This is a genomic window from Allobosea eneae, from assembly GCF_042657265.1.
GTDB classification, from domain to species: domain Bacteria; phylum Pseudomonadota; class Alphaproteobacteria; order Rhizobiales; family Beijerinckiaceae; genus Allobosea; species Allobosea eneae.
The window spans coordinates 137,118-159,922 of the sequence record NZ_JBHSLW010000013.1; the positions used below are offsets into that span (position 1 = coordinate 137,118).

Here is a 22,805-nt window from a genome sequence, read left to right on the forward strand (position 1 = left end):
GCCCGCGAGCCGGACCGGTTGCCAGCGCTAGCAGATTTCGGGCCGCCGTGTGGTCCCGTTGCTGCCTAGTGGCCCTGCTTTTCCGGCAGGGCTGCCGGCTTCACGCCACTACGCCAGGCCTTCAGCACCGGTTCGACGATGAAGTGCATGCCGACGAGGCAAAGCCCGCCGACGATGAGCCCGAACACGGCCGAGGCAGCCGCTGTCGTCAGCCATTCGAGCACGCCGGTTAGCGCCGGCCAGGCCTTCCCGACCACGACCGCGACATCATGGATGACATGCTCGATCCCGGCGAGCCCGTAGCCGGCGAGGCCGTGGATGATGATGCCGCCGCCGACCCAGAGCATCGCCGCAGTGCCGACCGCACTTAGCACTTTGAGGAAGGGCGGCATGCCGGCGACGAGGCCGCGCCCCAGCAGCCGGATCGGCAGGATCCCGCTGCGCGACAGGGCGACGCCGGCATCGTCGGCCTTCACGATCAGGGCGACGACGCCATAGACCAGGACCGTCATGCCGAGGCCGACCACTGCCAGCACCAGCGCCTGCATCCAGAAGGAGGAGGCGGTGATGGTGGAGAGCGTGATCGCCATGATCTCGGCCGAGAGGATGAAGTCGGTCTTGATCGCGCCGGCGATCTTCTGCTCCTCGAGCTGCTTGGCGTCGAGGATGTCGGTGCCGCCCTCGCCGGCAATTTCGTCGTGATGCGCATGCGGCACCACGAGCTCGTAGACCTTCTCAAAGCCCTCGAAGCAGAGATAGGCGCCGCCGATCATCAGCAGCGGCGTGATCGCCCAGGGCGCGACGAGCGTCAGCACCAGCGCTGCCGGCAAGAGGAAGAGCAACTTGTTCTTGAGCGAGCCGAGCGCGATCTTCCAGATGATCGGCAATTCGCGTTCCGCCGCGAAGCCGACGGCGTAGCGCGGCGTCACTGCCGCGTCGTCGATGACGATGCCGGCCGCCTTGGCGCCGGCCTTGGTCGCCTGTGCGGCGGCGTCGTCGAGCGTGGCCGCGGCGACCTTGGCCAGGGCGGCGACATCGTCGAGAAGGGCGAACAGTCCCGAACTCATGGCGGTCTCCAGGTCGAACCGGTTCGTGATGGGATCGGAGGCTCGGCAGGCTAGCTGAAAATTCTCAAGCCCTCATCCTGAGGAGCAAGCGTAGCTTGCGTCTCGAAGGATGTGTCAGGAGGCTCCGGAAATAACTGGAGCATCCTTCAAGACGCAGCCTTTGGCTGCTCCTCAGGATGAGGGCTGAGACTTTTCAAGCTGGTTCTTACAAGCGGATGTGCATTGCCGCGATATGACAGCAGCGAGGCGCCCGCAGGCAAGCGGAAGCGGATGCGGGCTTGACTCTGGAGCCGTTTGGAGTCGCTTTATGCTAGGAACAAAAAGTGAACATTTATCCTGATGACCGAAGCCTCCACCCGTTCCCTCGCCGCCCTGCGGCAGAGCCTCGCTCTGGCCGGGCTGGCGCGCGAGCTTGCGCCGGTGGAGCGGGTCTCGTTCGGATCGTCTTCTCTGGACGAGCCGCTGGGCGGCGGGATCGCGCGCGCCGCCCTGCATGAGGTCTATGCCTCGGCCGGGGCCGATCTCCCGGCTGCTACGGGCTTTGCCGCAGCCCTGGCCCTGCGCGCTGCCGGCTCGCGGCCCGTGCTCTGGGTCCGGCAGGATTTCCTCGACGCCGAGGCCGGGCGGCTGCATCCGCCGGGCCTGGCCGAGCTCGGGCTCGATCCCGCGCAGATCGTGCTGGTGCGGGTCCGCGACGGCGAGGGGGCGCTGCGGGCCGGCGCAGAGGCGGCCCGCTGCGCCGCGCTCGGGGCGACCCTGATCGAGCCTTGGGGCGCACCGCGCCAGTTCGACCTCACCGCCAGCCGCCGCCTCGCCTTGGCGGCGGAGACCTCCGGCGTCCTGACCCTGCTGTTGCGGGTGGCCACAGAGCCGCAGCCCAGCGCCGCCAGCACGCGCTGGCAGGTGCGCGCCCTGCCGTCGCAGGCGCGGGAGGCGCAGGCGCCGGGCGACCCCGCCTTCGGATTACGGCTGCTGCGCCATCGCGGCGGCCTTGGTGAGCGTGAGTGGCGTGTGGAGTGGAACCGTGACGAGCGATGTTTCCGGGACAGGATCGGGAGCGAGGGAGGCAGCAAAAATGGAGCGGGGGATGCCGCGCCGCTATCTCGCCCTCTGGTTTCCCTATCTGGCGAGCGAACGCCTTCGCCGGCGGGGCTCCGCCGGGCCGGATGAGCGCCCACTCGTCCTGGTCGAGAAGGATCGCGGTGCGCTGCGTCTCGCCGATTGCGACCAGCGCGCCTTCAAGCTCGGCCTGACCCGCGGCCTGACCCTGGCCGATGCCCGGGCCCGTATCCCCGAGCTGACCGTTGTCGAGACCGATCCTGCCGCCGACCAGCGCCTGATCGAATGGCTCGCCGCGCTCTGCGACCGCTTCACCCCGCTCGTCGCGCTCGATCCGCCGCATGGGCTCGTGCTCGACATCACCGGCTGCGCCCATCTCTTCGGCGGCGAGGCGGCGCTGCGCCAGCGCGTCGGCCGCAGCATGGATTGGCTCGGTCTCACTGTCTTAGCCAGCATCGCCGGCACGCCGCAGGCGGCGCGCGCCCTCTCCCGCTTCGGTCGCTGCGCCATCTCGCTGCCGGGCGAGGATGAGCAGCGCACGCTGCCGCTAGCGGTCTCCGCATTGGAGGCTTCGTCCGAGACGGTGATCGCCTTGTCGCGCGCCGGGCTGAAGACGCTGGGCGATCTCGCCGGCCGCCCCTCGCACACGCTCGCCGCTCGCTTCGGCGAGGCGCTTGTCACGAAGCTGCGCCGTGTTCTCGGCCATGAGGATGCCCGGATCACGCCCCTGCGTCCGCCGCCCGATTGCGTGGTCGAGCGGCATTTCCCCGATCCTTTGCAGGATACCGACGGGCTTGAGGAGATCGTCGCCCGCCTGCTCGGCGAGGCCGGGCGCCTGCTCGAGGCGCGCGGCGAGGGCGGGCGTGCCTTCGAGGTCAGTTTCTTCCGCAGCGATGGCGCCGTGCGCCGGCTTCAGCTGGAGACCGGCCGGCCCTCGCGCGACGTTGCCGCGATCCTGCGGCTCTATCGCGAGCGGATCGACAGCCTGGCCGATCCGCTCGATCCGGGCTTCGGCTATGACGCGATCAGGCTCGCTGTGCCGGTCTGCGAGCCCCTCGGCACGCCGCAGGCGAGCCTCGACGGGCGCGCCGTCGAGGAGGAGGCGGTCGCCGATCTCGTCGATCGTCTTGTTACTCGCTTCGGCCGCGAACGCGTCTTGCGCTTCGTCGCGCGGGACAGCCATCAGCCCGAGCAGGAGGCTGCGCTTGTCCCAGCCGCAGCTAAGTCGAACGAGGCGCTGCCCTGGCCCGTCGCCCAGCCAGAGGAGCCGCCGGCTCGTCCGCTCCAGCTCTTCGAGCCACCGCAGCCGGTCGAGACCCTGGCCGAGGTGCCCGATGGCCCGCCTTTGCGTTTCCGCTGGCGCCGCGTGCTGCACGAGATCGCCCGCGCCGAGGGGCCGGAGCGGATCGCGCCGGACTGGTGGCGCGACGGACCGGGAGAACATACGCGCGATTATTATCGGGTGGAGGATGCGCAGGGGCGCCGCTTCTGGCTCTTCCGCGCCGGCCTCTATGGCCGCGAGACGACGGCGCCGCGCTGGTATCTGCACGGGCTGTTCGCATGACCGCCTATGCCGAACCCGTCGCCGCGACGAACTTCTCCTTCCTGCGCGGCGCCTCGCCCGGGCCGAACCTGGTGATGACCGCGCTGCTGCTCGGCCAGGCCGGTCTCGGCATCGCCGACCGCAACACCGTCGCCGGCGTGGTGCGGGCCTGGGCCGCGCTGCGCGACCTGCGCGAGGATGGCGCGCTCGCCCCCGAGAAGATCCGCGAGGGCGGCAGCCCGGGCGAATATATCTGGGTCGAGAACCCGGCCTTCGACGATCTGCCTTTCACCTTGTCGCAGCTCCAGGCGATGGCGAAGGCCTTCAAGCTTGCCACCGGCAGCCGCCTTGTCTTCGCCGACGGCACGCCCGACATCGTCGTCTATCCCGCCAACCGTGCGGGCTGGGGCCGGCTCTGCCGCCTGCTGACGACAGGCAATCTGAAGACGAAAACGAAGGGTGAGTGCATCCTTTCTCTCGACGACCTGCTGCACGATGCCCGCGACCTGCTGCTGATTGTCATGCCGGAGCGCCGGCTGGACGGTCTCTCCGACATCCTTGCCCGGCTCGATGCCGCCGCGCCCGGCGCGGTCTGGCTCGCTGCGACCATGTCGCGCCGCGGCGACGACCGCCGCCGCCTCGCCCGTCTCCGCAGCATCGCGGCGCCGACCCGCACCCCGCTGATCGCGACCAATGACGTGCTCTACGACGCACCCGAGCAGCGCGACCTGCAGGATTTGCTGACCTGCATCCGTGAGGGCACGACGATCGACAGGGCCGGCCGCCTGCTCGAGGCCAATGCCGAGCGCCATCTCAAGCCGCCGCAGGAGATGATGAGGCTCTTCCGCGAGGCGCCGGAGGCGATCGCAGAGACGCAGCATCTCTTCGGCCGCATCGACTTCGATCTCGAGGAGCTGAAATACGAGTATCCGGACGAGCCGGTCCCGCCCGGCTGGACGCCGCAGGGTTGGCTGGAGGAACTGGTGCGTCGGCGCCTGCCGATGCGCTATCCAGCCGGCATTCCGGAGAAGGTGCAAAGCCAGGTCGATGACGAGCTCGTCCTGATCGGCAAGCTCGATTATGCCCGTTATTTCCTGACCATCCGCCAGATCGTCGAATTCGCCGAAAGCCGGGGCATTCTCTGTCAGGGCCGGGGTTCGGCCGCCAACTCCGCTGTCTGCTACGCGCTCGGCATCACCTCCGTTGATCCGAACGAATACCAGTTGCTCTTTGCCCGCTTCATCTCCGAGCAAAGAAGCGAGCCGCCCGATATCGACGTCGATTTCGAACATGAGCGCCGCGAGGAGGTGATCCAGTGGATCTACAAGACCTATGGCCGCAAGCGCGCCGGCATCGCCGCGACGGTGATCCATTATCGGCCGCGCAGCGCCATGCGCGAGGCCGGCAAGGCGCTGGGGCTGACCGAGGACGTCACCGCCCGCCTCGCCTCGACGCAATGGGGCAGCTGGGGTTCCGACATAACCCGCACCCAGATCCGCCAGGCCGGGCTTGACCCCGACAATCCGGTGATCGCTCGGGCCGTGCGCTTTGCGGTGCGCCTGCTCGGCTTCCCGCGCCATCTCTCGCAGCATGTCGGCGGCTTTGTACTGATGCGCGGCCGCCTCGACGAGACAGTCCCGATCGGCAATGCCGCGATGGACGACCGCACCTTCATCGAATGGGACCGTGACGACATCGACGCGCTTGGTTTGATGAAGGTCGACGTGCTCGCCTTGGGCATGCTGACCTGCATCCGCAAGGCTTTTGAGTTGATCGCGCACAGGGAGGGACAAAGCTACGCGTTGGCCGATATCAAGGACGGCGATGAGGCCACATACGACATGCTCTGCGAGGGCAAGTCGCTCGGCGTCTTCCAGGTCGAGAGCCGGGCGCAGATGAACATGCTGCCGCGCCTGAAGCCGCGAAAGCTCTACGATCTCGTCATCCAGGTCGCGATCGTCCGGCCCGGCCCGATCCAGGGAAACATGGTGCATCCCTATCTGAAGCGGCGGGCGGGCATCGAGCAGGTCGACTATCCTTCACCGGCGTCGCCGCATGATCCGAACGAACTCCGCAATGTCCTGAAACGTACCCTTGGCGTGCCGCTCTTCCAGGAGCAGGCGATGCAGCTCGCCATGACCGCGGCGAAGTTCACCGACCCCGAGGCCAACGGCTTGCGCAAGGCGATGGCGACCTTCCGCAATGTCGGCACCATCGGCCATTTCGAGGCGATGATGGTCGAGCGCATGGTCGAGCGCGGCTATGAGCGCGATTTCGCCCAGCGTTGCTTCGAGCAGATCAAGGGTTTCGGCAGCTATGGCTTCCCCGAAAGCCACGCCGCCTCCTTCGCCAAGCTGGTCTATGTCTCCTCCTGGCTGAAATGCCATCACCCGGCGATATTCGCCGCGGCGCTGCTGAACTCGCAGCCCATGGGCTTCTACGCACCGGCCCAGATCGTCCGGGAAGCGCAGGAGAATGGCGGCGTCGAGCCGCGCCCGATCGATGTGAATTCCAGCGCCTGGGACAATCTGCTGGAGCCAGGAGGGCCGGGCTGGAAAAGCCCCTGGGCCCTGCGCCTCGGCCTGCGCCAGCTCGACGGCTTCAGGGAGGATTGGGCGGAGCGTCTCGTCGAAGCCCGGACCGAGCCCTATCGCGAGGTCGAGGAACTCGCTCGCCGTGCCCGCCTGCCGGCGCGCGCCATGCGTCTGCTCGCCGATGCCGATGCCTTCCGCTCGCTCGGGCTCGACCGGCGCGAGGCGCTCTGGGCAGTGCGCCGCCTGCCGGACGACGAGGCCCTGCCGCTGTTCGAGGCGGCGCAGGCGCGCGAGCTCGGGGCGGAACGCACCATGGCGCTGCCGCTGATGCCGCTCGCCGAGCACATCGTCGCCGACTACCAGACGGCGCGGCTCTCTTTGAAGGGGCACCCCATGGGCCTGCTGCGCGCCCGCTTCGCCCGCGAGCGCGTCGCCAGCTGCGAGCAGATGTCAGGAATGCGGGATGGCGCTTGGGCCAGCGTCGCCGGCGTCGTGCTGGTGCGCCAGCGCCCGGGCAAAGGCAATGCCATCTTCATCACGCTGGAGGACGAGACCGGCATCACCAATGTCGTGCTCTGGGCCCGCGATTTCGAGCGCTTCCGCCGCGAGGTCATGGCGGCCCGGCTGCTGCTGGTCGAGGGCAGGGTGCAGAAGAGCCCGGAGGGCGTCGTCCATCTGATGGCCAAGCGCGTCGTCGACCGCTCGGCCGAGCTGCTTGGCCTCTCCGACACGCACCGCGCCGAGATCATGCTGACGCGTGCCGACGAATTCAAGCACCCGCAGGCTCCGCGGGCCCGTCATCCCCGTAATGTCCGGATCCTGCCGAAATCGCGTGACTTCCATTGAGGTGAAGGCGTTGTCGTCATTGCGAGGAGCGCAAGCGACGAAGCAATCCAGGAAGGCGTAGAGCACTACGATACTGGATTGCTTCGCTGCGCTCGCAATGACGGTGCACGAAAAGCATCATAGAATCCGGGCATCGCACTGCAGGCCCAAGGAGACAGCCCATGGACATCATCCGCGCCGGAACCCGCCCGTCGACGAAAGGTCCGGGCGACTGGTTCAGCGGTACCGTCCGCATCGATCCGCTGTTCAATCCGCATGCACCCGAGCGCGTGCAGGGCGCCAGCGTCACCTTCGAGCCCGGCGCGCGCACGGCCTGGCACACTCATCCGCTCGGCCAGACGCTGGTCGTCACGGCCGGATTCGGCCGGGTGCAGCGCTGGGGCGGGCCAGTCGAGGAGGTCAGGCCGGGCGACGTCGTCTGGTTCCCGCCGGGCGAGAAACACTGGCACGGCGCCGGGCCGGAGACGGCGATGACCCATATCGCCGTGCAGGAGGCCCAGGACGGCAAGGTCGTGGACTGGCTGGAGAAGGTCACCGACGCCGAATATGACGGCCGTGGCCCGGCGCTGATGTGAGGCCGGCAAGGGCCTTTGATATGAAAGGTAAAGGCGGCCCTCAGGCCGCCTTCTTGTCTGCCTCGAACGGGATCTCGATGTCGACGGCCAATGTCGAGACCTGGGCGCCGCGCTCCATGCGGACGTTGACCTTCTCGTTGTCGACTTGAACGTGCCTGGCGATCACCTGCAGGATCTCGTCGCGCAATTTGGTGACGAGGTCGGAGCCTTCGGACGACAGGCGCTCATGCGCGAGCAGGACCTGCAGGCGCTCGCGCGCGGCCGGGGCCGACTGCGGCCGGAAGAAGAGACGACGCAGGTTCATGCCGCTTTCCTTCCGAAGAACTTGCCGAAGAAGCCGCGCTTCTCGCCGGGGATGGTGACGGGAAGGCTCTCGCCGCGCAGGCGCCGCACAGCGTCGAAATAGGCGAGCGCCGGGGCGCTGCGCTCATCCGCCAGGGTGACGGGCGAGCCGATATTGGAGGCGCGCAGCACGTCCATGCTCTCGGGGATGATGCCGAGCAGCGGGATCGACAGGATCTCGAGGACGTCGTCGACTTTCAGCATGTCGCCGCGCTCGGCCCGGGCGGGGTCGTAGCGGGTGAGCAACAGGTGCTTCTCGATGCGCTCGCCGGCCTCGGCCTTCGCCGTCTTGGAATCGAGCAGGCCGATGATGCGGTCGGAATCGCGCACCGAGGAAACTTCCGGATTGGTCACGACGATCGCGACATCGGCATGGCGCATGGCGAGGGTGGCGCCGCGCTCGATGCCGGCCGGGCTGTCGCAGATCACCCAGTCGAAATGGCTCTTGAGTGCGCCGATCACCTTCTCGACGCCCTCGGCCGTGAGGTTGTCCTTGTCGCGCGTTTGGGAGGCCGGCAGCAAATAAAGCGATTCCAGCCGTTTGTCGCGGATCAGCGCCTGCGTCAGCTTGGCCTCGCCCTGGATCACGTTGACGAGGTCGTAGACCACGCGGCGCTCGGCGCCCATGACGAGGTCGAGATTGCGCAGGCCGACGTCGAAGTCGACGACCACGACCTTGTCGCCGTTCTGCGCCAGGGCTGCGCCGAGGGCGGCCGAGGAGGTCGTCTTGCCGACGCCGCCTTTGCCCGATGTGACCACGATGACCTTGCCCATTGACCTCTCCTAGTTCCTGGGGACGCGCCGTCTGTCGATTTAAGCCATTGATCCGGCGGTGAAGGTCTCGCCGTCGAGCCAGAATTGGGCGGGCTTGCCGCGCAGGCCGGGTTCAAGTTCCTCGGCCGTCTTGTAGAAGCCGTCGATGGCGACCATTTCGGCTTCCAGCTTGCGGCAGAAGATGCGCGCCGCGGCGTTGCCGAGCGTGCCGGCCATCGCCCGGCCGCGCAGCGTGCCGTAGATATGGATCGAGCCGCCGGCGATGACCTCGGCACCGGAGGCGACCGAGCCGAGAATGGTGATGTCGCCCTCGGTGAAGACGGACTGCCCGGAGCGCACCGGCTGGGTGACGACGAGCGAGGCCGGGACGCCGGTGGTGGGCAGCGGTGCGGCCGGTATCTCTGCCGCGCTCTCGACAGGAGCAGGTGCGGGCGCTTCCTTGGTCGGCGCGGCAGTCGGCTCCTCGATGTCGCCGGTCGCCTTGCCGCCCGACATGGCCGGTGGCAGGTCGGCCCCGAGCATCGAGGGACGTGCGCCCTCGATGCCCATGATCCGGACATTGCGCGTGCCGAGCTTGCCGACGAGGTCGCGCAGCTGGGCGCGGTCGATCTCCAGCCCTTCGACGTCCAGCACGACCGGCCGCCGCAGGAAGAAGCCGGCCGAGCGGCCGGCGAGATCGTCGAGCCGCACCAGCCAGTCCTCGAAGGGCAGCTCGGGCGTCAGCGTCAACGCGAGATAGGAACGCCCCTTGAGGCGGATCGGCCGGGGTTGGGTTAACACGGCGGTCATCTTGGTAAATTTTCGGTTCCCCAGATGTAGGAATCGAATGGTTAACGAGCGGTAAATCCCAAGGCTGCTTGCCGGGAAAACGCTCGACCAGGTGCCGAGAGTGACTGAAAAGTCGTTTCTTATCAATGCGATACAATATTGGCCGCGCTGGAGTGAGAAGTTGTGAGCGGCGGGGTCTGCAGCTGCGGGCGCCTGCGGGCGCCTGAGCGCAAATGCGCGCGCCACTGCGGCTCGCCTTCCCTAAAAGGGCGGATGGCCTTTGTGAATGCTAGGTTTTGTCCGGCGCTCGGCTATGCCGGATGATGAATTCCGAAGGCCGTGCGCCGAACCGAATCGTGCGATTCGATCAGCTCAGCTGTTCGGGCGAGCGCTCGATCCGAAGCGTCGCTGTCCGCCGCAGAACCGATTGACTCCAATGAGCCATCGCTCCAGGATCATGCACGATCCAAGATATAGGATGCAGGGCATTGAGCGGAGCGCGCAGGATCGAGCGGGTCGTGCTCGGCGACCAGGTCTACGAGGCGATCAAGGAGCGCATCCTCGATCAGGCCTATGCGCCGGGGGAGAAGCTCAATGTCGATGCCCTGGCGCGCGAGCTTCAGGTCTCCTCGACGCCGATCCGCGAGGCGCTGGCCCGGCTCGTCGCCGAGGGGCTGGTTAGGGCCGAGCCCTTCATCGGCTTCGCCACCGCGCCGCTACCGGACCAGCGCTATTACGAGGACGTCTACAGCTTCCGCGGCGTGATCGAGCCCTGGGCGGCGGCCGAGGCCGCGCGGCGCCGGCCCGGCCCGGATGTCATCCAGGCGCTGCGCGACGAGGTCGCGGCCATGATGGCGGGTGAGCCGTCGCGCGAATATCGCAGCCATCGTGGTTTCACCGAGGCTGACGACCGCTTCCACCGCATCATCCTGCAGGCCGCCGGCAACCAGGTCGCGCTCAAGAGCTATGACGACCTGCGCTTCCATCTGCACATCTCACGGCTCTACCTGACGCGCGAGCAGGATGTCGGCCTGACCCATCAGGAGCATTTCCGCATCGTCGATGCGCTCGAAGCGGGCGATCCGGATGCCGCAAGCCAGGCGATGCGCCTGCATCTCGAAGGTTCCTACGAGCGGCTGATCAAATAGCCGCAACAGCCCCGAGGCCGAAAACGGCCCGGTTCACCATCAGGGAGGACAAGCATGATCTTGAGACGTATCGCCGCCGCGGCCTTGATCGCCTGCAGCTTCATCGCCAGCGTGGCGCAGGCGCAGACCCTGCGCTTCGGCCACGCCAACACCACCGCCGAGATCGCCGGCGAACTCTTCCACGAGTTCGCCGAGCGGGTGAACAAGGGTACCGGCGGCGCCGTCACCATCCGGGTCTTCCCGGCCGAGCAGCTCGGCAAGGAGGTCGATCTCTTCAAGCAGGTCAAGGAGGGCGCGCTCGACCTCTCCGCGCCTTCGATGGCCGCTGCCTCCTCGCTGGTGCCGGCACTGGAGATCCCGAGCGCGCCCTTCCTCTGGAAGGATTGGAGCGAGGCCGAAGCGATCATCCGCTCCGACGCCTTCGATCCCGTGTTCGACGAGTTGCGCGACAAGCACAACATCGTGCCGGTGACCCGCATCTGGTACTGGGGCTGGCGCAACATGACGACGCTCGACCGCGCCGTGAAGAAGCCGGAGGACCTGCAGGGCCTCAAGATCCGCGTGCCGGAGAGCCCCGTCTGGGTCGAGATGATCAAGGCCTACGGCGCGGCGCCGACGCCGGTGCCCTTCGGCGAGGTCTACACCGCGCTCCAGCAGAAGACGGTCGACGGCCAGGAGAACCCGATTCCGACGATCTTCTCGCGCAAGTTCTACGAAGTGCAGGGCTTCGTCGCGATGACCAAGCATATGCTCCAGAACAACATGATCGTCATCAACAAGGACAGCCTCGCCAGGCTCAAGCCCGAGCATCGCGAGGTGCTGTTCGCGGAGGCCGCCCGCGCCTCGGCGATGAACACCTATCTCCAGCAGAAGCGCGAAGCCTCGATGCTGGAGGACATCCGCAAATCCGGCCGCTCCAAGATCGTCGAGGATGTCGATCGCGATGCCTTCGCCGCCAAGTCCAAGGTCGTCGCCACCGCGATGGAACGGCGCTGGGGCAAGGCGCATCTCGACCGCGTGCTCGCGGCGATCGAAACGCAGCGCAAGCGCTAATCCGGCCCGATGACCGGCCTCACTTTGATCCGGCGGCTCGACGACTGGTCGAGCCGCGTGGAGGACGCTGCCCTCGCGGTCCTCCATGCCGCCATCGCGACGCTGGTCTGTGCGGCGGTCGTCTTCCGCTATGTGCTGGGCGATCCGCTGACCTGGTCGGAGGAGCTCATCCTGCTGCTCTTCGCCTGGATGGTCTTCCTCGGCATCGCCAGCGCCTTTCATGCCCGCACCCACATTATCATCGACGTCATCGTGATGTTCGCGCCGCGCTGGCTCGCCCGTGCCTTCGGCCTGCTCGCCTTCCTGGCGACGGCGGCGGTGCTGGGCACGCTGACCTATTTTTCCTGGCGCTATCTCCAGCGCGAGATGCCGAACCTGACGCCGATGCTCGGCATCTCCGCCGGCTGGATGATCGCGCCGCTCTTCGTGGGCAGTGCGCTCTCGCTGCTGCATCTCTTGCGCAACCTGCTGGATGAGGGGCCCGTCGGGGCGCTCTGGTCCGACATCACGACGCGCGAGTAGCGGCCATGGTGACCTTGCTTCTGGGCGCCTTCGCGCTGCTCATCGTCGTCGGCACGCCGATCTGGATCGCCATGGCCGGCTCGGCCCTGCTGGTGATCTTCATGGAGGGTATCCCGCTCACGGTCGCCGCACAGCGCATCGTCGCCGGCGTGCAGTCCTTCCCGTTGCTGGCGATCCCGCTGTTCACACTCGCCGGCTCATTGATGAATGCGTCCGGCATCTCCGAGCGCCTGTTCAGCTTCACCAAGGCGCTGGTCGGCCATATCCGCGGCGGCCCGGCGCATACGCTGGTCGTCGGCGAGGTCTTCCTCTCCGGCATCTCCGGCTCCTCGGTGGCGGACACCGCCGCGGCGGCGCGGGTCTTCGTGCCGCAACTCGAGAAGATGGGCTATCCGCGGGCCTTCGGCGCGGCGCTTTCGGCCGTCGCGGGCACGCTCGGGCCGATCATCCCGCCCTCGATCCTGATGGTGGTCTACGCCTGGCAGGCCAATATCTCGCTGGGCAGCCTGTTCGTCGCCGGCATCATCCCCGGCCTCGTCATGGCCGGCTGCATCATGGCGACCATCGCCATACTGGCCTTAAAGCGCGACTTCCGCGCGGCTGGCGCCTTCTCGCTCGGCAATCTCTGGACGGAGTTCAAATACGCTTCGCTGGCGCTGCTGATGCCGGTGCTGATTATCGTCGGCTTCCGCGCCGGGCTCTTCACCGCGACCGAGATCGCCGGCGTCGCCGCCGCCTATTCGCTGGTCGTCGGCATGCTGGTCTACCGCACGATCAGGCTCGCCGACCTGCCGGCGATCCTGGTCGGCACGGCGCGCGAGACAGCGGTCATCCTCGCCATCGTCGCGGCGGCCTCGCCCTTCAGCTGGATCCTCGCCGTCGACCAGGCGCCCCAGCTCGTCACCGACTTCATGAAGTCGATCTCGACCGACCCGCTGGTTGTGCTGCTGATCCTGAACATCGCTTTGCTGATCGCCGGCATGTTCATGGAGACGATCGCCATCATGATCATCCTGGTGCCGATCCTCTTGCCGCTGCTGACCTCGTTGCAGATCGACCTCGTGCATTTCGGCATCGTGCTCCTGGTCAACCTCGTCATCGGCCAAGTGACGCCGCCGGTCGGGGTGCTCTGCTTCGTCGCCATGGCGATCACGAAAGTCAGGCTAGGGCCGCTCTTCCGCGAGCTCTGGCCCTTCCTGATCGCGCTTGTCGTGGCGCTCGCCATCATCACCTACGTGCCCGCGCTCAGCCTCTGGTTGCCGCGTGTCGCCGGCTTCTGAGGAAAACCCATGACCAGGATCAGCGAAGTCGAGATCGTCGAGTTCTCGTTCAAGGCCAAGAACCTCGGGCCGTCGGCCGAGAACGCGCGCGCCGTCTACAATATCGGCTACAAGCCCAATTCCGAGCTGGAATTGACCAAGTTCGCCGTCGTCATCCGCAGCGAGGACGGAGCCGAGGGGCAATATGTCATGCATTGGGGCGGCACCCGCGCCACCATGGCGCAGACGCTCTCGCTGGCGCCCAACATCCTCGGCCGCGATCCCGATCACCGCGAGGAGATCTGGAACGACATGAAGCGGGAGCTGCGCCAGCATGACGGCATGGGCATCGGGCCGATCGACATCGCGCTCTGGGACCTCGCCGGCAAGCGCTTCGGCGCCTCTGTCTCGCAGCTCCTTGGCGGCTATCGGACGAAGCTCAAGACCTATGCCTCGACCTATCACGGCGACCGCAATGGCGGGCTCGACAGCAAGGAGGCCTTCGTCGACTTCGCCGAGGCCTGCTACGATCTCGGCTACCGCGCCTTCAAGGTCCATGGCTGGCATGATGGCGATGCGCGCGAGGAGGCCGCCAACGTCCTGCATGTCGCCAAGGCCGTCGGCGACCGCATGACCCTGATGCTCGACCCGGCCAACGAGCTCAGGACCTTCGCCGACGCGCTCTATGTCGGGCGCGCCTGCGACGAGGGCAACTACTTCTGGTACGAGGATCCGATGCGCGATTGCGGCGTCTCGGCCTTCGCCCACAAGAAGCTGCGCGAGATGCTGAGGACGCCGATCCTGCAGACCGAGTATCTGCGCGGCTTCGAGCCCAAGGCCGATTTCCTGATCAATGGCGGCACCGACGCGCTGCGCTCCGATCCGGAATATGATCTCGGCATCACCGGCGCGATGAAGGTCGCCCATCTCGCCGAGGCCTTCGGCGTCGATGTCGAGATCCATGCCTGCGGCCCGGCCCATCGCCACTGCATGGCCGCGACCCGCAACACCAATTTCTACGAGCTCGCTCTGGTCGGGCCCGATTGCCCGAATGCGGTGCCGCCGGTCTATGCCTGCGGCTACAGCGACCAGCTCGACGGTGTCGACAAGGATGGCTGCTTCCCGGTTCCGACCGGCCCCGGCCTCGGCGTGACCTATGACTGGGACTATATCCGCGCCCATGAGACGGCGCGGGAGGTGTTCAAGCTGTAGGTCACCGCAGAGCGGCTGTGCATTCGGGTGGTGGCGTCGAGGCTGCTCCGGCCAGCCAGCCGGGCAGCCGGGGCGGCGCGGAGCCTGTCAGCGCGGCCTCGATGCAATCGCCGAACGTGCCCAGCCGCACGGTGCAGCCGGAGAGCCCGGGGCCGTAATGGGCGTATTTGCCGGAGTCGGTCAGGATGATCTTGGCCGTCTCCGGGAATACCGGGCGGGTGATCGAGCACCAGCACAGATCCGACACGATCTCGACGCCGCTCCGCCGGAGCTGCTGCGCCGTTCCGTCGGCTTGCGCCGCTTCTGCGGCGTTCCGCGCGGTGGTGATGATGACGGAGACACCCGTGGCAAGCGGGCGGCCGCCGAGCTGTTCGGCGACGGCCCGGCATTCGTCGAGCGAGGCATGCGGGCTGCCGATAGCGACGAGATCGACCTCCGATGGTCCGGCGTTAAGCTTCCGCCAGCCGGCTGCGAGGTCCTCGCGCGTGATGACGATCACGTCCTCGGGGCTGCCGCCGAGGCTGCCGGCTTCCGGGGTAACGCCCGCGATGTGCAGCATGGCGGCGGCGGACGTCGTACCGAAGGCGGCGCAGAGCGCCTTGAGCTCGTCTTGCGTCGGCTGCGCCTTTTCGAGGCCCTTGATCAGCGGAATTCGGTCAGGCGAGGCCAGGCCCGCAAGATAGCCGATCAGGGGCCAGGCCGAGGAATCGGCTCCTTCCGACAGCTCGATCCGGACCGCACGACGGGCACGCCGGCCCTCGTCGAAAAAGGCTCCGGCGCGCGGCGCGCGGCCGGTGACGGCGATGCAGAAATCCAGGAAGTCGGGGTGCTTCGCGGTCCGGGCTCCGAGCACCGAATTGGCGAAGATCACCGCATTCGATTCAGACCAACCGATCATCTCGCCGAACTCCGGCGGGTCCGGCAGCGCATAGGGCGCACAGGTGAAACTCGCCCGGCAGCCCATGCGCACATAGGCATCGGCGAGGCGCGCCGCAGGCTCGCCGAATTCCGGCGCGACGCCCTGGCGGCGCCAGTTCGCGTGATCGACCGAGATCGCGTTCATCGTCGTCGGGATGCGGACGCGTGCTCCCAGCGCCTCCATTTTTTCGGCGAAGACAAGGTTGGCCGGGCCGGCATAGATGCAGCCGTCGACATGGGCGCGCGTCACGTCGACGAGCTCGCTCGCGCCTTGCTGCCGGGCCATGGCACAGAGGATGCGCATGGCCTGCTGGGCAGCGATCCCCTCGTTCCCGTCGAGCATGCGGCGATCGGCGGCTGACAACCTCATATCATCGCGGGCTGCGGCAGAGAGCTGGATCGACAAATGTCCGTCCTCTGCCCGTATGGCCTCCGGCGTGACCGTTGCCTCCTTTGCGGAGGACAAAGCGGCAAAAGCTTCCCGTGAGAGGCGAATGACCGGGATACGGCGTCCGAACATCTCCGCAGCGACGATCGCGCCAAGCGTCAGCGTGTCCTCCGGGCCGGCGAAGACCAAGGCCGCGGGGTTTTTGTTTGAGAGCGCGAGTTCCAGCAGCACGCCTGAGCCCGAACAGGAGCCCCGGCTGGTCGGCATCATCACAATCGCGCCGGCGAGCGCGGCGCCATGCGAGGGGTGGTGGATATCGATGACCGTGCTCGTCGCGGGATCGACACCGCCCCAGAAGCTCAACGGCTCCGTCATCACGATGATCGGCCCGGCTGCGCTGCCGGGAAGGATCGCGATCCCGTCGTCCTGTCGTGCGGCTGTATTCATGTCGCTGGTCAACGCGGCGCGATCTGATCTGCTACGGGCCTCGTAACATCAGAACGGGCGCAAGCCTCACATCGTCAAGAGCTTCGGTGATCACGACGGAATGGGCTGGTGCTGCGAGAGAGGATTGAACTCTCGACCTCTCCATTACCAATGGAGTGCTCTACCACTGAGCTACCGCAGCAGGACCGGGATATGCTGGCGTTTCAGGTCACTTGAGGACCGGGAAGGCGCCGCGCCGTTCCGAAGCGGCGTCCTGATGCCACAAGCCCCGCGCCGACGCAACCTGTTACGCACATATCCCTGCACATGAAAATGATGGGCGCTCGACCTCTCCATGACCAATGGAGTGCTCGATCTGTCTGCGGTCTGCCGCCGTCAATCCGGCAGTAGCAGGCGCTGGTCGATGCGGAACAGCCTGCCGTCGCCGAGGAGATGGGCGGAGAAACCCAGGCCGAACAGCGGCCGGAAGGCGGCGTCGCGGACGTTGAGGCCACCGGCATAGGCGCCCATCGCCGGCATGACGCAGCGGCTCGGCGAGAGCGCGAAGCAGCGCCGGCGCAGCGCCCGGCCGCGCATGCGGACCTTGGCGGCGGGGTGCAGATGCCCGGCGATCTCGGGCAAGGCGCCAGCCGGGCTCGGCTCGTGCCGCAGCCTGACGCCGCGAAGGTCGAGCTCGTCGAGCGCGGTACCGCCCATCGCGGCCGAGATCGCAGGGTCGTGGTTGCCGCTGATCCAGAGCCAGTCGCGGCCGGCCTGGTAGGCGCGCAAGGTGGCAAGGCAGCTCTCGTCAATCCGCGCCTCGGCACCGCGATCGTGGAAGGAATCGCCGAGTGCGATCACGCGCGCCGGCTGGTAGCGCAGGATCGCGGCGCCGAGCAGCCGCAGCGTCGCGGCAGAATCATAGGGCGGCAGCAGGATGCCGCGCGCCGCATAGGCCGAACCCTTCTCCAGATGCAGGTCGGCGACGACGAGCGTGCGCTCGTCCGGCAGATAGAGCGCGCCGGAGAGATCCGGCACAAGCGCCAGCCGGCCGAGCATGAACGCCTCGGCCGCCACCTCTCCCGTTTCCTTCGCCGCCAGATTCACGCCATCGCCTCTTCAAGCATCTGCGCTTCCGCCTCGGCCAGGATCTCGTCGGCCGCTTCGCCACTGACCGCCTCGCGCCCGATCTCGAGCATGACCGAGACCGAGAGCGGCGAGACGTGATCGAGCGGCTGATGCACGATTCGCCCGCTGATCCGTGTCAGCATCTGACCCAAGCGGCCGATGTCGAGCAACCCCGTCGCGGCATCGGCACGTGCGGCGCGGAGCAGCACATGGTCGGGCTGGTGCCGGCGCAGCACGTCGTAGACGAGGTCGGTCGAGATCGTCACCTGCCGCCCGCTCTTCTCCTGGCCGGGGAAACGGCGCTCGATCAGGCCGCCGATCACGGCGCAGGAGCGGAAGGTGCGCTTCATCAGCGCCGATTCGGCCAGCCACTCCTCCAGGTCGTCGCCGAGCATGTCCTGCGCGAAGAGATTGTCGAGCGAAAGCGCCCCGCGCGCGATCGCCGCCCCCATGTCTCCGAGCGTCCAGACCGCGATGCCATAGTCGTTGCAGACGAAGCCGAGCGGTTTCAAACGCGCTCGTTCCAGCCGGCGCGTCAGCAGCATGCCGAGCGTCTGGTGGGCAAGGCGGCCCTCGAACGGATAGGCGACCAGGAAGAAGCGGCCGGCGCGCGGAAAGGTCTCGACCAGGAGTTCGCCGGGCTTGGGCAGGCGCGATTTCAGGCGCTGTGCATGCAGCCAGGACGAAACCTCGTCCGGCAGCTTAGCCCATTCCTCCGGCGTCGCCAGGATGGCGCGCACGCGGGCGGCGAGGAAGGTCGAGAGCGGGAACTTCCCGCCGGCATAGGAGGGGATCTTGGGATCGGTGCCGGCGCTGGTGCGCGAGCAGACCACCTCGTTCTCGACGATGCCCTCGAAGCGCAGCACCTCGCCGGCGAAGACGAAGGTGTCTCCCGGCGTCATCGTCTCGGCGAAATACTCCTCCAGCTCGCCGAGCACGCGCCCGCCGCGGCTGAGCATCTTCTGGCCGCCGGGACGGGCCGGCCTGGAGCGGCCGAGCCGCACCTTGAGCATGGTCGACTCGACGATGGTGCCGACATTCATGCGGTATTGCTGGATCACGCGAGCATTGCTGGCGCGATAGAGCCCGTCCTTGCTCCGCCGCAGCTTGGCGAAGCGCTCATAGCTCTTCAGCGCATAGCCGCCGGTCGCGACGAAATCGACCACGGCGTCGAAATCGGCGCGGTCGAGACCGGCATAGGGCGAAGCGGTCAGGACCTCCTCATAGAGCGCATTGGGCTCGAAACCGTCGGAGCAGGCGACCCCCAGCACATGCTGGGCGAGCACGTCGAGCGCCCCTAACCGCGGCGGCGGGGTGTCCTGCGCCGCCTCCGCCACCGCATCGAGCGCGGCGCGGCATTCCAGCAATTCGAAGCGGTTCGACGGGACCAGCAGCGCCTGCGAGGGCTCGTCCATGCGGTGGTTGGAGCGGCCGATGCGCTGCATCAGGCGACTGGCGCCCTTGGGCGCGCCGACATTGATGACGAGGTCGACATCGCCCCAGTCGATACCGAGATCGAGCGTCGCGGTGCAGACCACGGCCTTGAGCTTGCCCGCCGCCATCGCCGCCTCGACCTTGCGGCGCTGGCCGACATCGAGCGAGCCGTGATGCAAAGCGATCGGCAGCGTCTCCTCGTTCACGCTCCACAGCGCCTGGAACATGAACTCGGCCTGCATGCGGGTGTTGACGAAGACGAGTGTCAATTTGTGAGTTTGGATCGCGGCATAGATGTCACCGACCGCATGGGCGGTGACATGGCCCGCCAGCGGCAGCCGCCGGCTCGTATGCATGATGCCGATCTGCGCTTGCGCGCCGCCCTTGACGGTGACGAGGCCGGACGGCGTGCCGGCGCCGCCGAGATAGGCCTGCAGGTCGGCCGGCTCGCGCACCGTCGCGGAGAGGCCGACGGCGCTCATCGCAGGCGCCAGCGCGCGCAGGCGGGCGAGATCGAGCGAGAGCAGGTCGCCACGCTTGGAGGTGACGAGGGCGTGCAGTTCGTCAAGCACGACGCGGCGAAGCCCCGCGAAAAACGGCCTCGCATCCCGATGCGAGACCAGGAGCGCGAGCTGTTCGGGCGTGGTCAGGAGGATGTCGGGCGGCCGCTCGATCTGACGGGCGCGCTTGGCCGGTGAAGTGTCGCCCGTACGGGTCTCGACTTTGACGTTGAGCCCCATCTCGCGGATCGGCGTCTCCAGATTGCGGGCGATATCGACCGCGAGCGCCTTCAGCGGCGAGACATAGAGCGTGTGCAGCCCGTCGCGCTCGCCGCCGCGCTGGGTCATCTCGACCAGCGAGGGCAGGAAGCCGGCGAGCGTCTTGCCGGCGCCGGTCGGTGCGACCAGCAAGGTCGAGCGTCCGGCGCGGGCTTCCTCCAGCAAGGCGAGCTGATGTGCCCGCACGCTCCAGCCGCGGCTGGCGAACCAGGCGGAGAAGGCAAGGGGAAGGGGCGAGGGCGCATCCATCAAGCGACAGAGATAGGCTCTGCCGAACGAAAAGGGAACGGTGGTCCCTTGCCTTTCAGACGGCCGTGCCGCCGCCCGATCCGAGCACGACGACCCTGCTGCCGACAGGTACGCGTCGGTAGAGATCCATGATGTCCTGGTTCAGCAGCCGAATGCAGCCGGACGAAACCATCGTCCCGATGGTCCAGGGCTCGACGGTGCCGTGTAGCCGGTAGAGTGTGTCGCGCCCGTCGCGATAAAGGTAGAGTGCGCGCGGACCAAGCGGGTTGCCGGCGCCACCGGCGAGGCCCCCGGCATAGCGGCCATAGCGCTGCGGCTCGCGGCGGATCATGTCGGGCGTCGGCGTCCAGCGCGGCCATTGCGCCTTGCGCGCGATCGTCGCGGCGCCGCGGAAATTGAAGCCTTCCTCCTTGCCGACGCCGATGCCGTAGCGGATCGCGCGTCCGCCTTCGCCGACGAGGTAGGCGTAGCGTTCGCCGGGATCGACGACCACGGTTCCCGGCCGCTCGGCCGTGCGATAGCCGACCGCCCGCCGCAGGAATTCGGGCTCGATCTCCTGAAGGTCGATGGCGGGCACTGGAAAGGGCTCACCGTCGACAGCTGCATAGATCGAAGCGTAGTCGGCCTCGACCATGTCAGGGCGACTGATCGCTGCCTGGCTGGGACGTTGGGTCGCGGGGCTCGTCACGCAGCCGGACAAAAGGAACGGGCTGCCGAGCAGCAGGCTGCGTCTGTCGAGGGGCATTCGGTCTATCGGCTCGCATGATGGAGTTGGTGAGGCGATAGAGCAATTTGCTGGAACGGCGTCGATCCGTTATGAAGTGATAGATATCATAACCAATGGATATGCATGGATATTGCCGCCGCCTTGAAGGCTTTCGTGCGCACCGTCGAGCGCGGATCGGTCACCGCCGCCGCGCGCGATCTCTCCGTGTCGCAGCCGGCCGTCACCAAGCATCTGCGCAATCTCGAGCGGCATGTCGGTGCCCGGCTTCTGGAACGCTCTTCCCGCATGGTCCGGCCGACCGTGCAGGGCAAGGCGCTCTACGAGGCCAGCCGGAGCGCGCTCGCTACCATCGATGCGGCGCTTGAGGGCGTTCGCCATGAGATGGGTGCGATCGAAGGGCCACTGCGGGTACACGCACCGTCCTGCATCGGCGTGAGGCACCTCCACCCGATCGCGCTGGCCTTCCAGGAGCGCTATCCCGACGTGACGATTGATCTCGTGCTGGAGAACCGCGCGGTCGACCTGGTCCATGAGGGCTTCGACCTCGCGCTCAGATATGGCCGCCCGGAGGGACAGGAGTTGATCGTCAGGCGCCTGGGGCTGGTGCGCCGCATCCTTGTCGCGGCACCGGTTTTCATCGAGCGCTCGGGGCCGGTCGAGACGCCGGCGCGGCTGTCCGAAGTCGATGTCGTGACTACGCCGACGCTGCTGTCGCCGCGTGATTTGCTGCCACTGCGCCGGGGAACCGAGAGCGTCGACGTGCCGGTGCGGCCGATCATGCGCACGAACGCCGCCGAGACGATCGTCGCGACCCTGCTGTCTGGACGCGCCGCCGGGCCGGTGCAGCAGCTTCTCGTCTCGGATGAGCTCGCAACAGGCCGGCTCGTCAGGATACTGCCGGATTATGAGGTCAAGCCGACGGAGGCCTTCTGGACCTTTCCCTCGGTGCGTTTCATGCGCCCCGTCGTGCGCGCCTTCACCGATTTCGCAATTCCGGCCTTGCGCGCTGTGGAGGGGGTCGATGCCGGGGACATGCGTTCAGGGGTTGCTTGAGCGCCCGCCGGCCTCCGCGTGTCAGCGACGCTCGGCGATGATCAGCAGCCCCGGCACAGGCTGGCCGCGATCGATCCTTGTGCTCTGCTGCTCGACGAGTACCGGCTTCAGCCGCGCCTTGACGAGCGCCTCCCTGATCCAGCCTTCGGCATGGGCGAAACGCCGGTCCTGGCCGACGGCGATGCCTTCGCCGTCATGGCTCTGCACGGTGAAGGCGAAAAGCCCGCCCGCCTTGAGCACGCGCGCGCTCTGGTGGAAGCTTGGCGCGAGGTCGCCGAGATAGACGAAGACGTCGGCGGCGATGACGAGATCGGCCGAGGCGTCGGGCCGGCTCGCCAGGAAGGCGGTCAGGCCGGCGGTTGCGAGCTTGTCGTAGAGCGGGCTGCCATTGCCGCGGAGCTTGTCGCGCGCCTTGGCGATCATCCGGGGAGAGAGGTCGCAGCCGGCAAGAAACTCCGTCTCGGCGCGGATCGCTTCGCCCATCAGCCCCGTGCCGCAGCCGAGATCGAGGACCGTCCCGAACCGGAAGGGCCGGCCGGTCTGCTCACAATGGCGAGCCAGCGCCTCCCTCAGCAGCGCCGGCGCCTGATATTGCAAGGTGCCGACGAGATGGCTGTCGAAGCGCTCGGCATAGCCGTCGAACAGCGCGCCGGAGAAGTTCTCGGAGGTCGCCTGCTCGGCCGCAAGCGCGCCGATGCGGGCGAGGTCGAGCTTGGCGCCCATATGGTCGTTCGGGTCGAGGTCCAGATACTGCCGCCAGGCGGTCGCGGCCTCCTCATTGTGCCCGAGTGCTTCCTGGGCCAGCCCATAGAGATGCCAGGCGGCGGTGAAACCGTAGTTCTCGGCGAGCGTTTGATCGAGGATGTCGATCGCCGCCTGCGGGTCGCCATCCTTCAGGGCCGCCTCGGCCCAGGCATAGCGACGGTCGAGGCGCTCATCCCCGGAACTGGCGGAGTACACGCTGCTGCCCTTTTCGATCATGTTGCGAGTTTAACCGAGGC

Annotated in this window: 19 protein-coding genes and 1 tRNA gene; 10 read left to right on the forward strand and 10 right to left on the reverse strand. The window is 67.4% G+C overall.

The window, feature by feature from the left end; genetic code table 11:
- Positions 1-65 precede the first annotated feature (65 nt).
- Positions 66-1,067, reverse strand: coding sequence for a DUF808 domain-containing protein (locus tag ACFPOB_RS11890; RefSeq protein WP_377798546.1), 1,002 nt, complete (start codon positions 1,065-1,067; stop codon positions 66-68).
- Between the two features lie 339 nt (positions 1,068-1,406).
- On the opposite strand from ACFPOB_RS11890, the gene ACFPOB_RS11895 reads away from it, so the two are divergent.
- The 4 genes from ACFPOB_RS11895 (at position 1,407) to ACFPOB_RS11910 (ending at position 7,624) form a co-directional block, all read left to right on the forward strand.
- Entirely contained in the window at positions 1,407-2,237 is an 831-nt protein-coding gene (locus ACFPOB_RS11895) for an ImuA family protein (RefSeq protein ID WP_377798547.1), read from the forward strand.
- A complete protein-coding gene (locus tag ACFPOB_RS11900; protein ID WP_377798549.1) occupies positions 2,155-3,690 on the forward strand; it encodes a Y-family DNA polymerase in 1,536 nt (511 codons plus the stop codon). The genes ACFPOB_RS11895 and ACFPOB_RS11900 overlap by 83 nt, the downstream gene beginning before the upstream one ends.
- The gene (locus ACFPOB_RS11905; protein ID WP_377798551.1) at positions 3,687-7,049 is read left to right on the forward strand and encodes an error-prone DNA polymerase; all 3,363 of its coding nucleotides are present in this window, start codon (positions 3,687-3,689) and stop codon (positions 7,047-7,049) included. Before ACFPOB_RS11900 ends, ACFPOB_RS11905 begins: the two co-directional genes overlap by 4 nt.
- Positions 7,050-7,210: 161 nt before the next feature.
- Positions 7,211-7,624 carry a (R)-mandelonitrile lyase gene (locus ACFPOB_RS11910; protein WP_377798553.1) on the forward strand — a complete coding sequence of 138 codons (414 nt, stop codon included), beginning with the start codon at positions 7,211-7,213 and terminating at the stop codon, positions 7,622-7,624.
- A 40-nt stretch (positions 7,625-7,664) separates the two neighbouring features.
- On the opposite strand, the gene minE is transcribed toward ACFPOB_RS11910, so the two are convergent.
- From minE to minC, 3 genes are read right to left on the reverse strand one after another with little or no spacing between them, the layout of a single operon-like run.
- Entirely contained in the window at positions 7,665-7,928 is a 264-nt protein-coding gene (minE, locus tag ACFPOB_RS11915; protein ID WP_377798555.1) for a cell division topological specificity factor MinE, read from the reverse strand.
- Positions 7,925-8,740, reverse strand: a complete 816-nt coding sequence (gene minD, locus ACFPOB_RS11920) for a septum site-determining protein MinD (protein WP_377798557.1) — start codon at positions 8,738-8,740, stop codon at positions 7,925-7,927. The genes minE and minD overlap by 4 nt, the downstream gene beginning before the upstream one ends.
- A gap of 39 nt (positions 8,741-8,779) precedes the next feature.
- Complete coding sequence (gene minC, locus ACFPOB_RS11925) at positions 8,780-9,529, reverse strand: septum site-determining protein MinC (RefSeq protein WP_377798559.1); 750 nt, start codon at positions 9,527-9,529, stop codon at positions 8,780-8,782.
- Positions 9,530-9,996: 467 nt separating this feature from the next.
- Here minC and ACFPOB_RS11930 point away from each other — a divergent pair, with 467 nt between their 5' ends.
- From ACFPOB_RS11930 to ACFPOB_RS11950, 5 genes are read left to right on the forward strand one after another with little or no spacing between them, the layout of a single operon-like run.
- Positions 9,997-10,656, forward strand: a complete 660-nt coding sequence (locus ACFPOB_RS11930) for a GntR family transcriptional regulator (RefSeq protein WP_377798561.1) — start codon at positions 9,997-9,999, stop codon at positions 10,654-10,656.
- Between the two features lie 54 nt (positions 10,657-10,710).
- Positions 10,711-11,709 (forward strand): TRAP transporter substrate-binding protein, encoded by a 999-nt coding sequence (locus tag ACFPOB_RS11935; RefSeq protein ID WP_377798563.1) that lies wholly within the window; start codon positions 10,711-10,713, stop codon positions 11,707-11,709.
- Positions 11,710-11,718: 9 nt separating this feature from the next.
- Positions 11,719-12,231 (forward strand): TRAP transporter small permease, encoded by a 513-nt coding sequence (locus ACFPOB_RS11940; protein WP_377798565.1) that lies wholly within the window; start codon positions 11,719-11,721, stop codon positions 12,229-12,231.
- Between the two features lie 5 nt (positions 12,232-12,236).
- Positions 12,237-13,511 (forward strand): TRAP transporter large permease, encoded by a 1,275-nt coding sequence (locus ACFPOB_RS11945; RefSeq protein ID WP_377798567.1) that lies wholly within the window; start codon positions 12,237-12,239, stop codon positions 13,509-13,511.
- 9 nt (positions 13,512-13,520) lie between these two features.
- The gene (locus ACFPOB_RS11950) at positions 13,521-14,702 is read left to right on the forward strand and encodes an enolase C-terminal domain-like protein (protein WP_377798568.1); all 1,182 of its coding nucleotides are present in this window, start codon (positions 13,521-13,523) and stop codon (positions 14,700-14,702) included.
- Position 14,703: 1 nt separating this feature from the next.
- Here the strand turns inward: ACFPOB_RS11950 and lhpI are convergent, their stop codons facing one another.
- From lhpI to ACFPOB_RS11975, 5 genes are all read right to left on the reverse strand, one after another.
- Positions 14,704-16,455 (reverse strand): cis-3-hydroxy-L-proline dehydratase, encoded by a 1,752-nt coding sequence (gene lhpI / locus ACFPOB_RS11955; protein WP_377798570.1) that lies wholly within the window; start codon positions 16,453-16,455, stop codon positions 14,704-14,706.
- Positions 16,456-16,561: 106 nt separating this feature from the next.
- A tRNA-Thr gene (locus ACFPOB_RS11960) sits at positions 16,562-16,636 on the reverse strand.
- Between the two features lie 194 nt (positions 16,637-16,830).
- Positions 16,831-17,493 carry a ligase-associated DNA damage response endonuclease PdeM gene (gene pdeM / locus ACFPOB_RS11965; RefSeq protein WP_377798740.1) on the reverse strand — a complete coding sequence of 221 codons (663 nt, stop codon included), beginning with the start codon at positions 17,491-17,493 and terminating at the stop codon, positions 16,831-16,833.
- 44 nt (positions 17,494-17,537) lie between these two features.
- The gene (locus tag ACFPOB_RS11970) at positions 17,538-20,024 is read right to left on the reverse strand and encodes a ligase-associated DNA damage response DEXH box helicase (RefSeq protein ID WP_377798572.1); all 2,487 of its coding nucleotides are present in this window, start codon (positions 20,022-20,024) and stop codon (positions 17,538-17,540) included.
- Positions 20,025-20,079: 55 nt separating this feature from the next.
- Positions 20,080-20,769, reverse strand: coding sequence for a L,D-transpeptidase (locus tag ACFPOB_RS11975; RefSeq protein ID WP_377798574.1), 690 nt, complete (start codon positions 20,767-20,769; stop codon positions 20,080-20,082).
- Positions 20,770-20,874: 105 nt separating this feature from the next.
- Between ACFPOB_RS11975 and ACFPOB_RS11980 the strand changes: the two genes are divergently transcribed.
- Positions 20,875-21,804, forward strand: coding sequence for a LysR family transcriptional regulator (locus tag ACFPOB_RS11980; RefSeq protein ID WP_377798576.1), 930 nt, complete (start codon positions 20,875-20,877; stop codon positions 21,802-21,804).
- Positions 21,805-21,825: 21 nt separating this feature from the next.
- Here the strand turns inward: ACFPOB_RS11980 and ACFPOB_RS11985 are convergent, their stop codons facing one another.
- The gene (locus tag ACFPOB_RS11985; protein ID WP_377798578.1) at positions 21,826-22,764 is read right to left on the reverse strand and encodes a methyltransferase; all 939 of its coding nucleotides are present in this window, start codon (positions 22,762-22,764) and stop codon (positions 21,826-21,828) included.
- Positions 22,765-22,805 lie beyond the last annotated feature (41 nt).

Excerpts from the sequence above, each read along its gene's own strand:
- minC (WP_377798559.1), bottom strand. The coding sequence starts at position 9,529 with ATGACCGCCGTGTTAACCCAACCCCGGCCGATCCGCCTCAAGGGGCGT.
- ACFPOB_RS11910 (WP_377798553.1), top strand. The coding sequence starts at position 7,211 with ATGGACATCATCCGCGCCGGAACCCGCCCGTCGACGAAAGGTCCGGGC.
- ACFPOB_RS11975 (WP_377798574.1), bottom strand. The coding sequence starts at position 20,769 with ATGCCCCTCGACAGACGCAGCCTGCTGCTCGGCAGCCCGTTCCTTTTG.
- ACFPOB_RS11980 (WP_377798576.1), top strand. The coding sequence starts at position 20,875 with ATGGATATTGCCGCCGCCTTGAAGGCTTTCGTGCGCACCGTCGAGCGC.
- pdeM (WP_377798740.1), bottom strand. The coding sequence starts at position 17,493 with ATGCTCGGCCGGCTGGCGCTTGTGCCGGATCTCTCCGGCGCGCTCTAT.
- lhpI (WP_377798570.1), bottom strand. The coding sequence starts at position 16,455 with ATGAATACAGCCGCACGACAGGACGACGGGATCGCGATCCTTCCCGGC.
- ACFPOB_RS11890 (WP_377798546.1), bottom strand. The coding sequence starts at position 1,067 with ATGAGTTCGGGACTGTTCGCCCTTCTCGACGATGTCGCCGCCCTGGCC.
- ACFPOB_RS11970 (WP_377798572.1), bottom strand. The coding sequence starts at position 20,024 with ATGGATGCGCCCTCGCCCCTTCCCCTTGCCTTCTCCGCCTGGTTCGCC.
- minE (WP_377798555.1), bottom strand. The coding sequence starts at position 7,928 with ATGAACCTGCGTCGTCTCTTCTTCCGGCCGCAGTCGGCCCCGGCCGCG.
- ACFPOB_RS11935 (WP_377798563.1), top strand. The coding sequence starts at position 10,711 with ATGATCTTGAGACGTATCGCCGCCGCGGCCTTGATCGCCTGCAGCTTC.
- ACFPOB_RS11950 (WP_377798568.1), top strand. The coding sequence starts at position 13,521 with ATGACCAGGATCAGCGAAGTCGAGATCGTCGAGTTCTCGTTCAAGGCC.
- ACFPOB_RS11900 (WP_377798549.1), top strand. The coding sequence starts at position 2,155 with ATGCCGCGCCGCTATCTCGCCCTCTGGTTTCCCTATCTGGCGAGCGAA.
- ACFPOB_RS11905 (WP_377798551.1), top strand. The coding sequence starts at position 3,687 with ATGACCGCCTATGCCGAACCCGTCGCCGCGACGAACTTCTCCTTCCTG.
- ACFPOB_RS11895 (WP_377798547.1), top strand. The coding sequence starts at position 1,407 with ATGACCGAAGCCTCCACCCGTTCCCTCGCCGCCCTGCGGCAGAGCCTC.
- ACFPOB_RS11945 (WP_377798567.1), top strand. The coding sequence starts at position 12,237 with ATGGTGACCTTGCTTCTGGGCGCCTTCGCGCTGCTCATCGTCGTCGGC.
- ACFPOB_RS11940 (WP_377798565.1), top strand. The coding sequence starts at position 11,719 with ATGACCGGCCTCACTTTGATCCGGCGGCTCGACGACTGGTCGAGCCGC.
- minD (WP_377798557.1), bottom strand. The coding sequence starts at position 8,740 with ATGGGCAAGGTCATCGTGGTCACATCGGGCAAAGGCGGCGTCGGCAAG.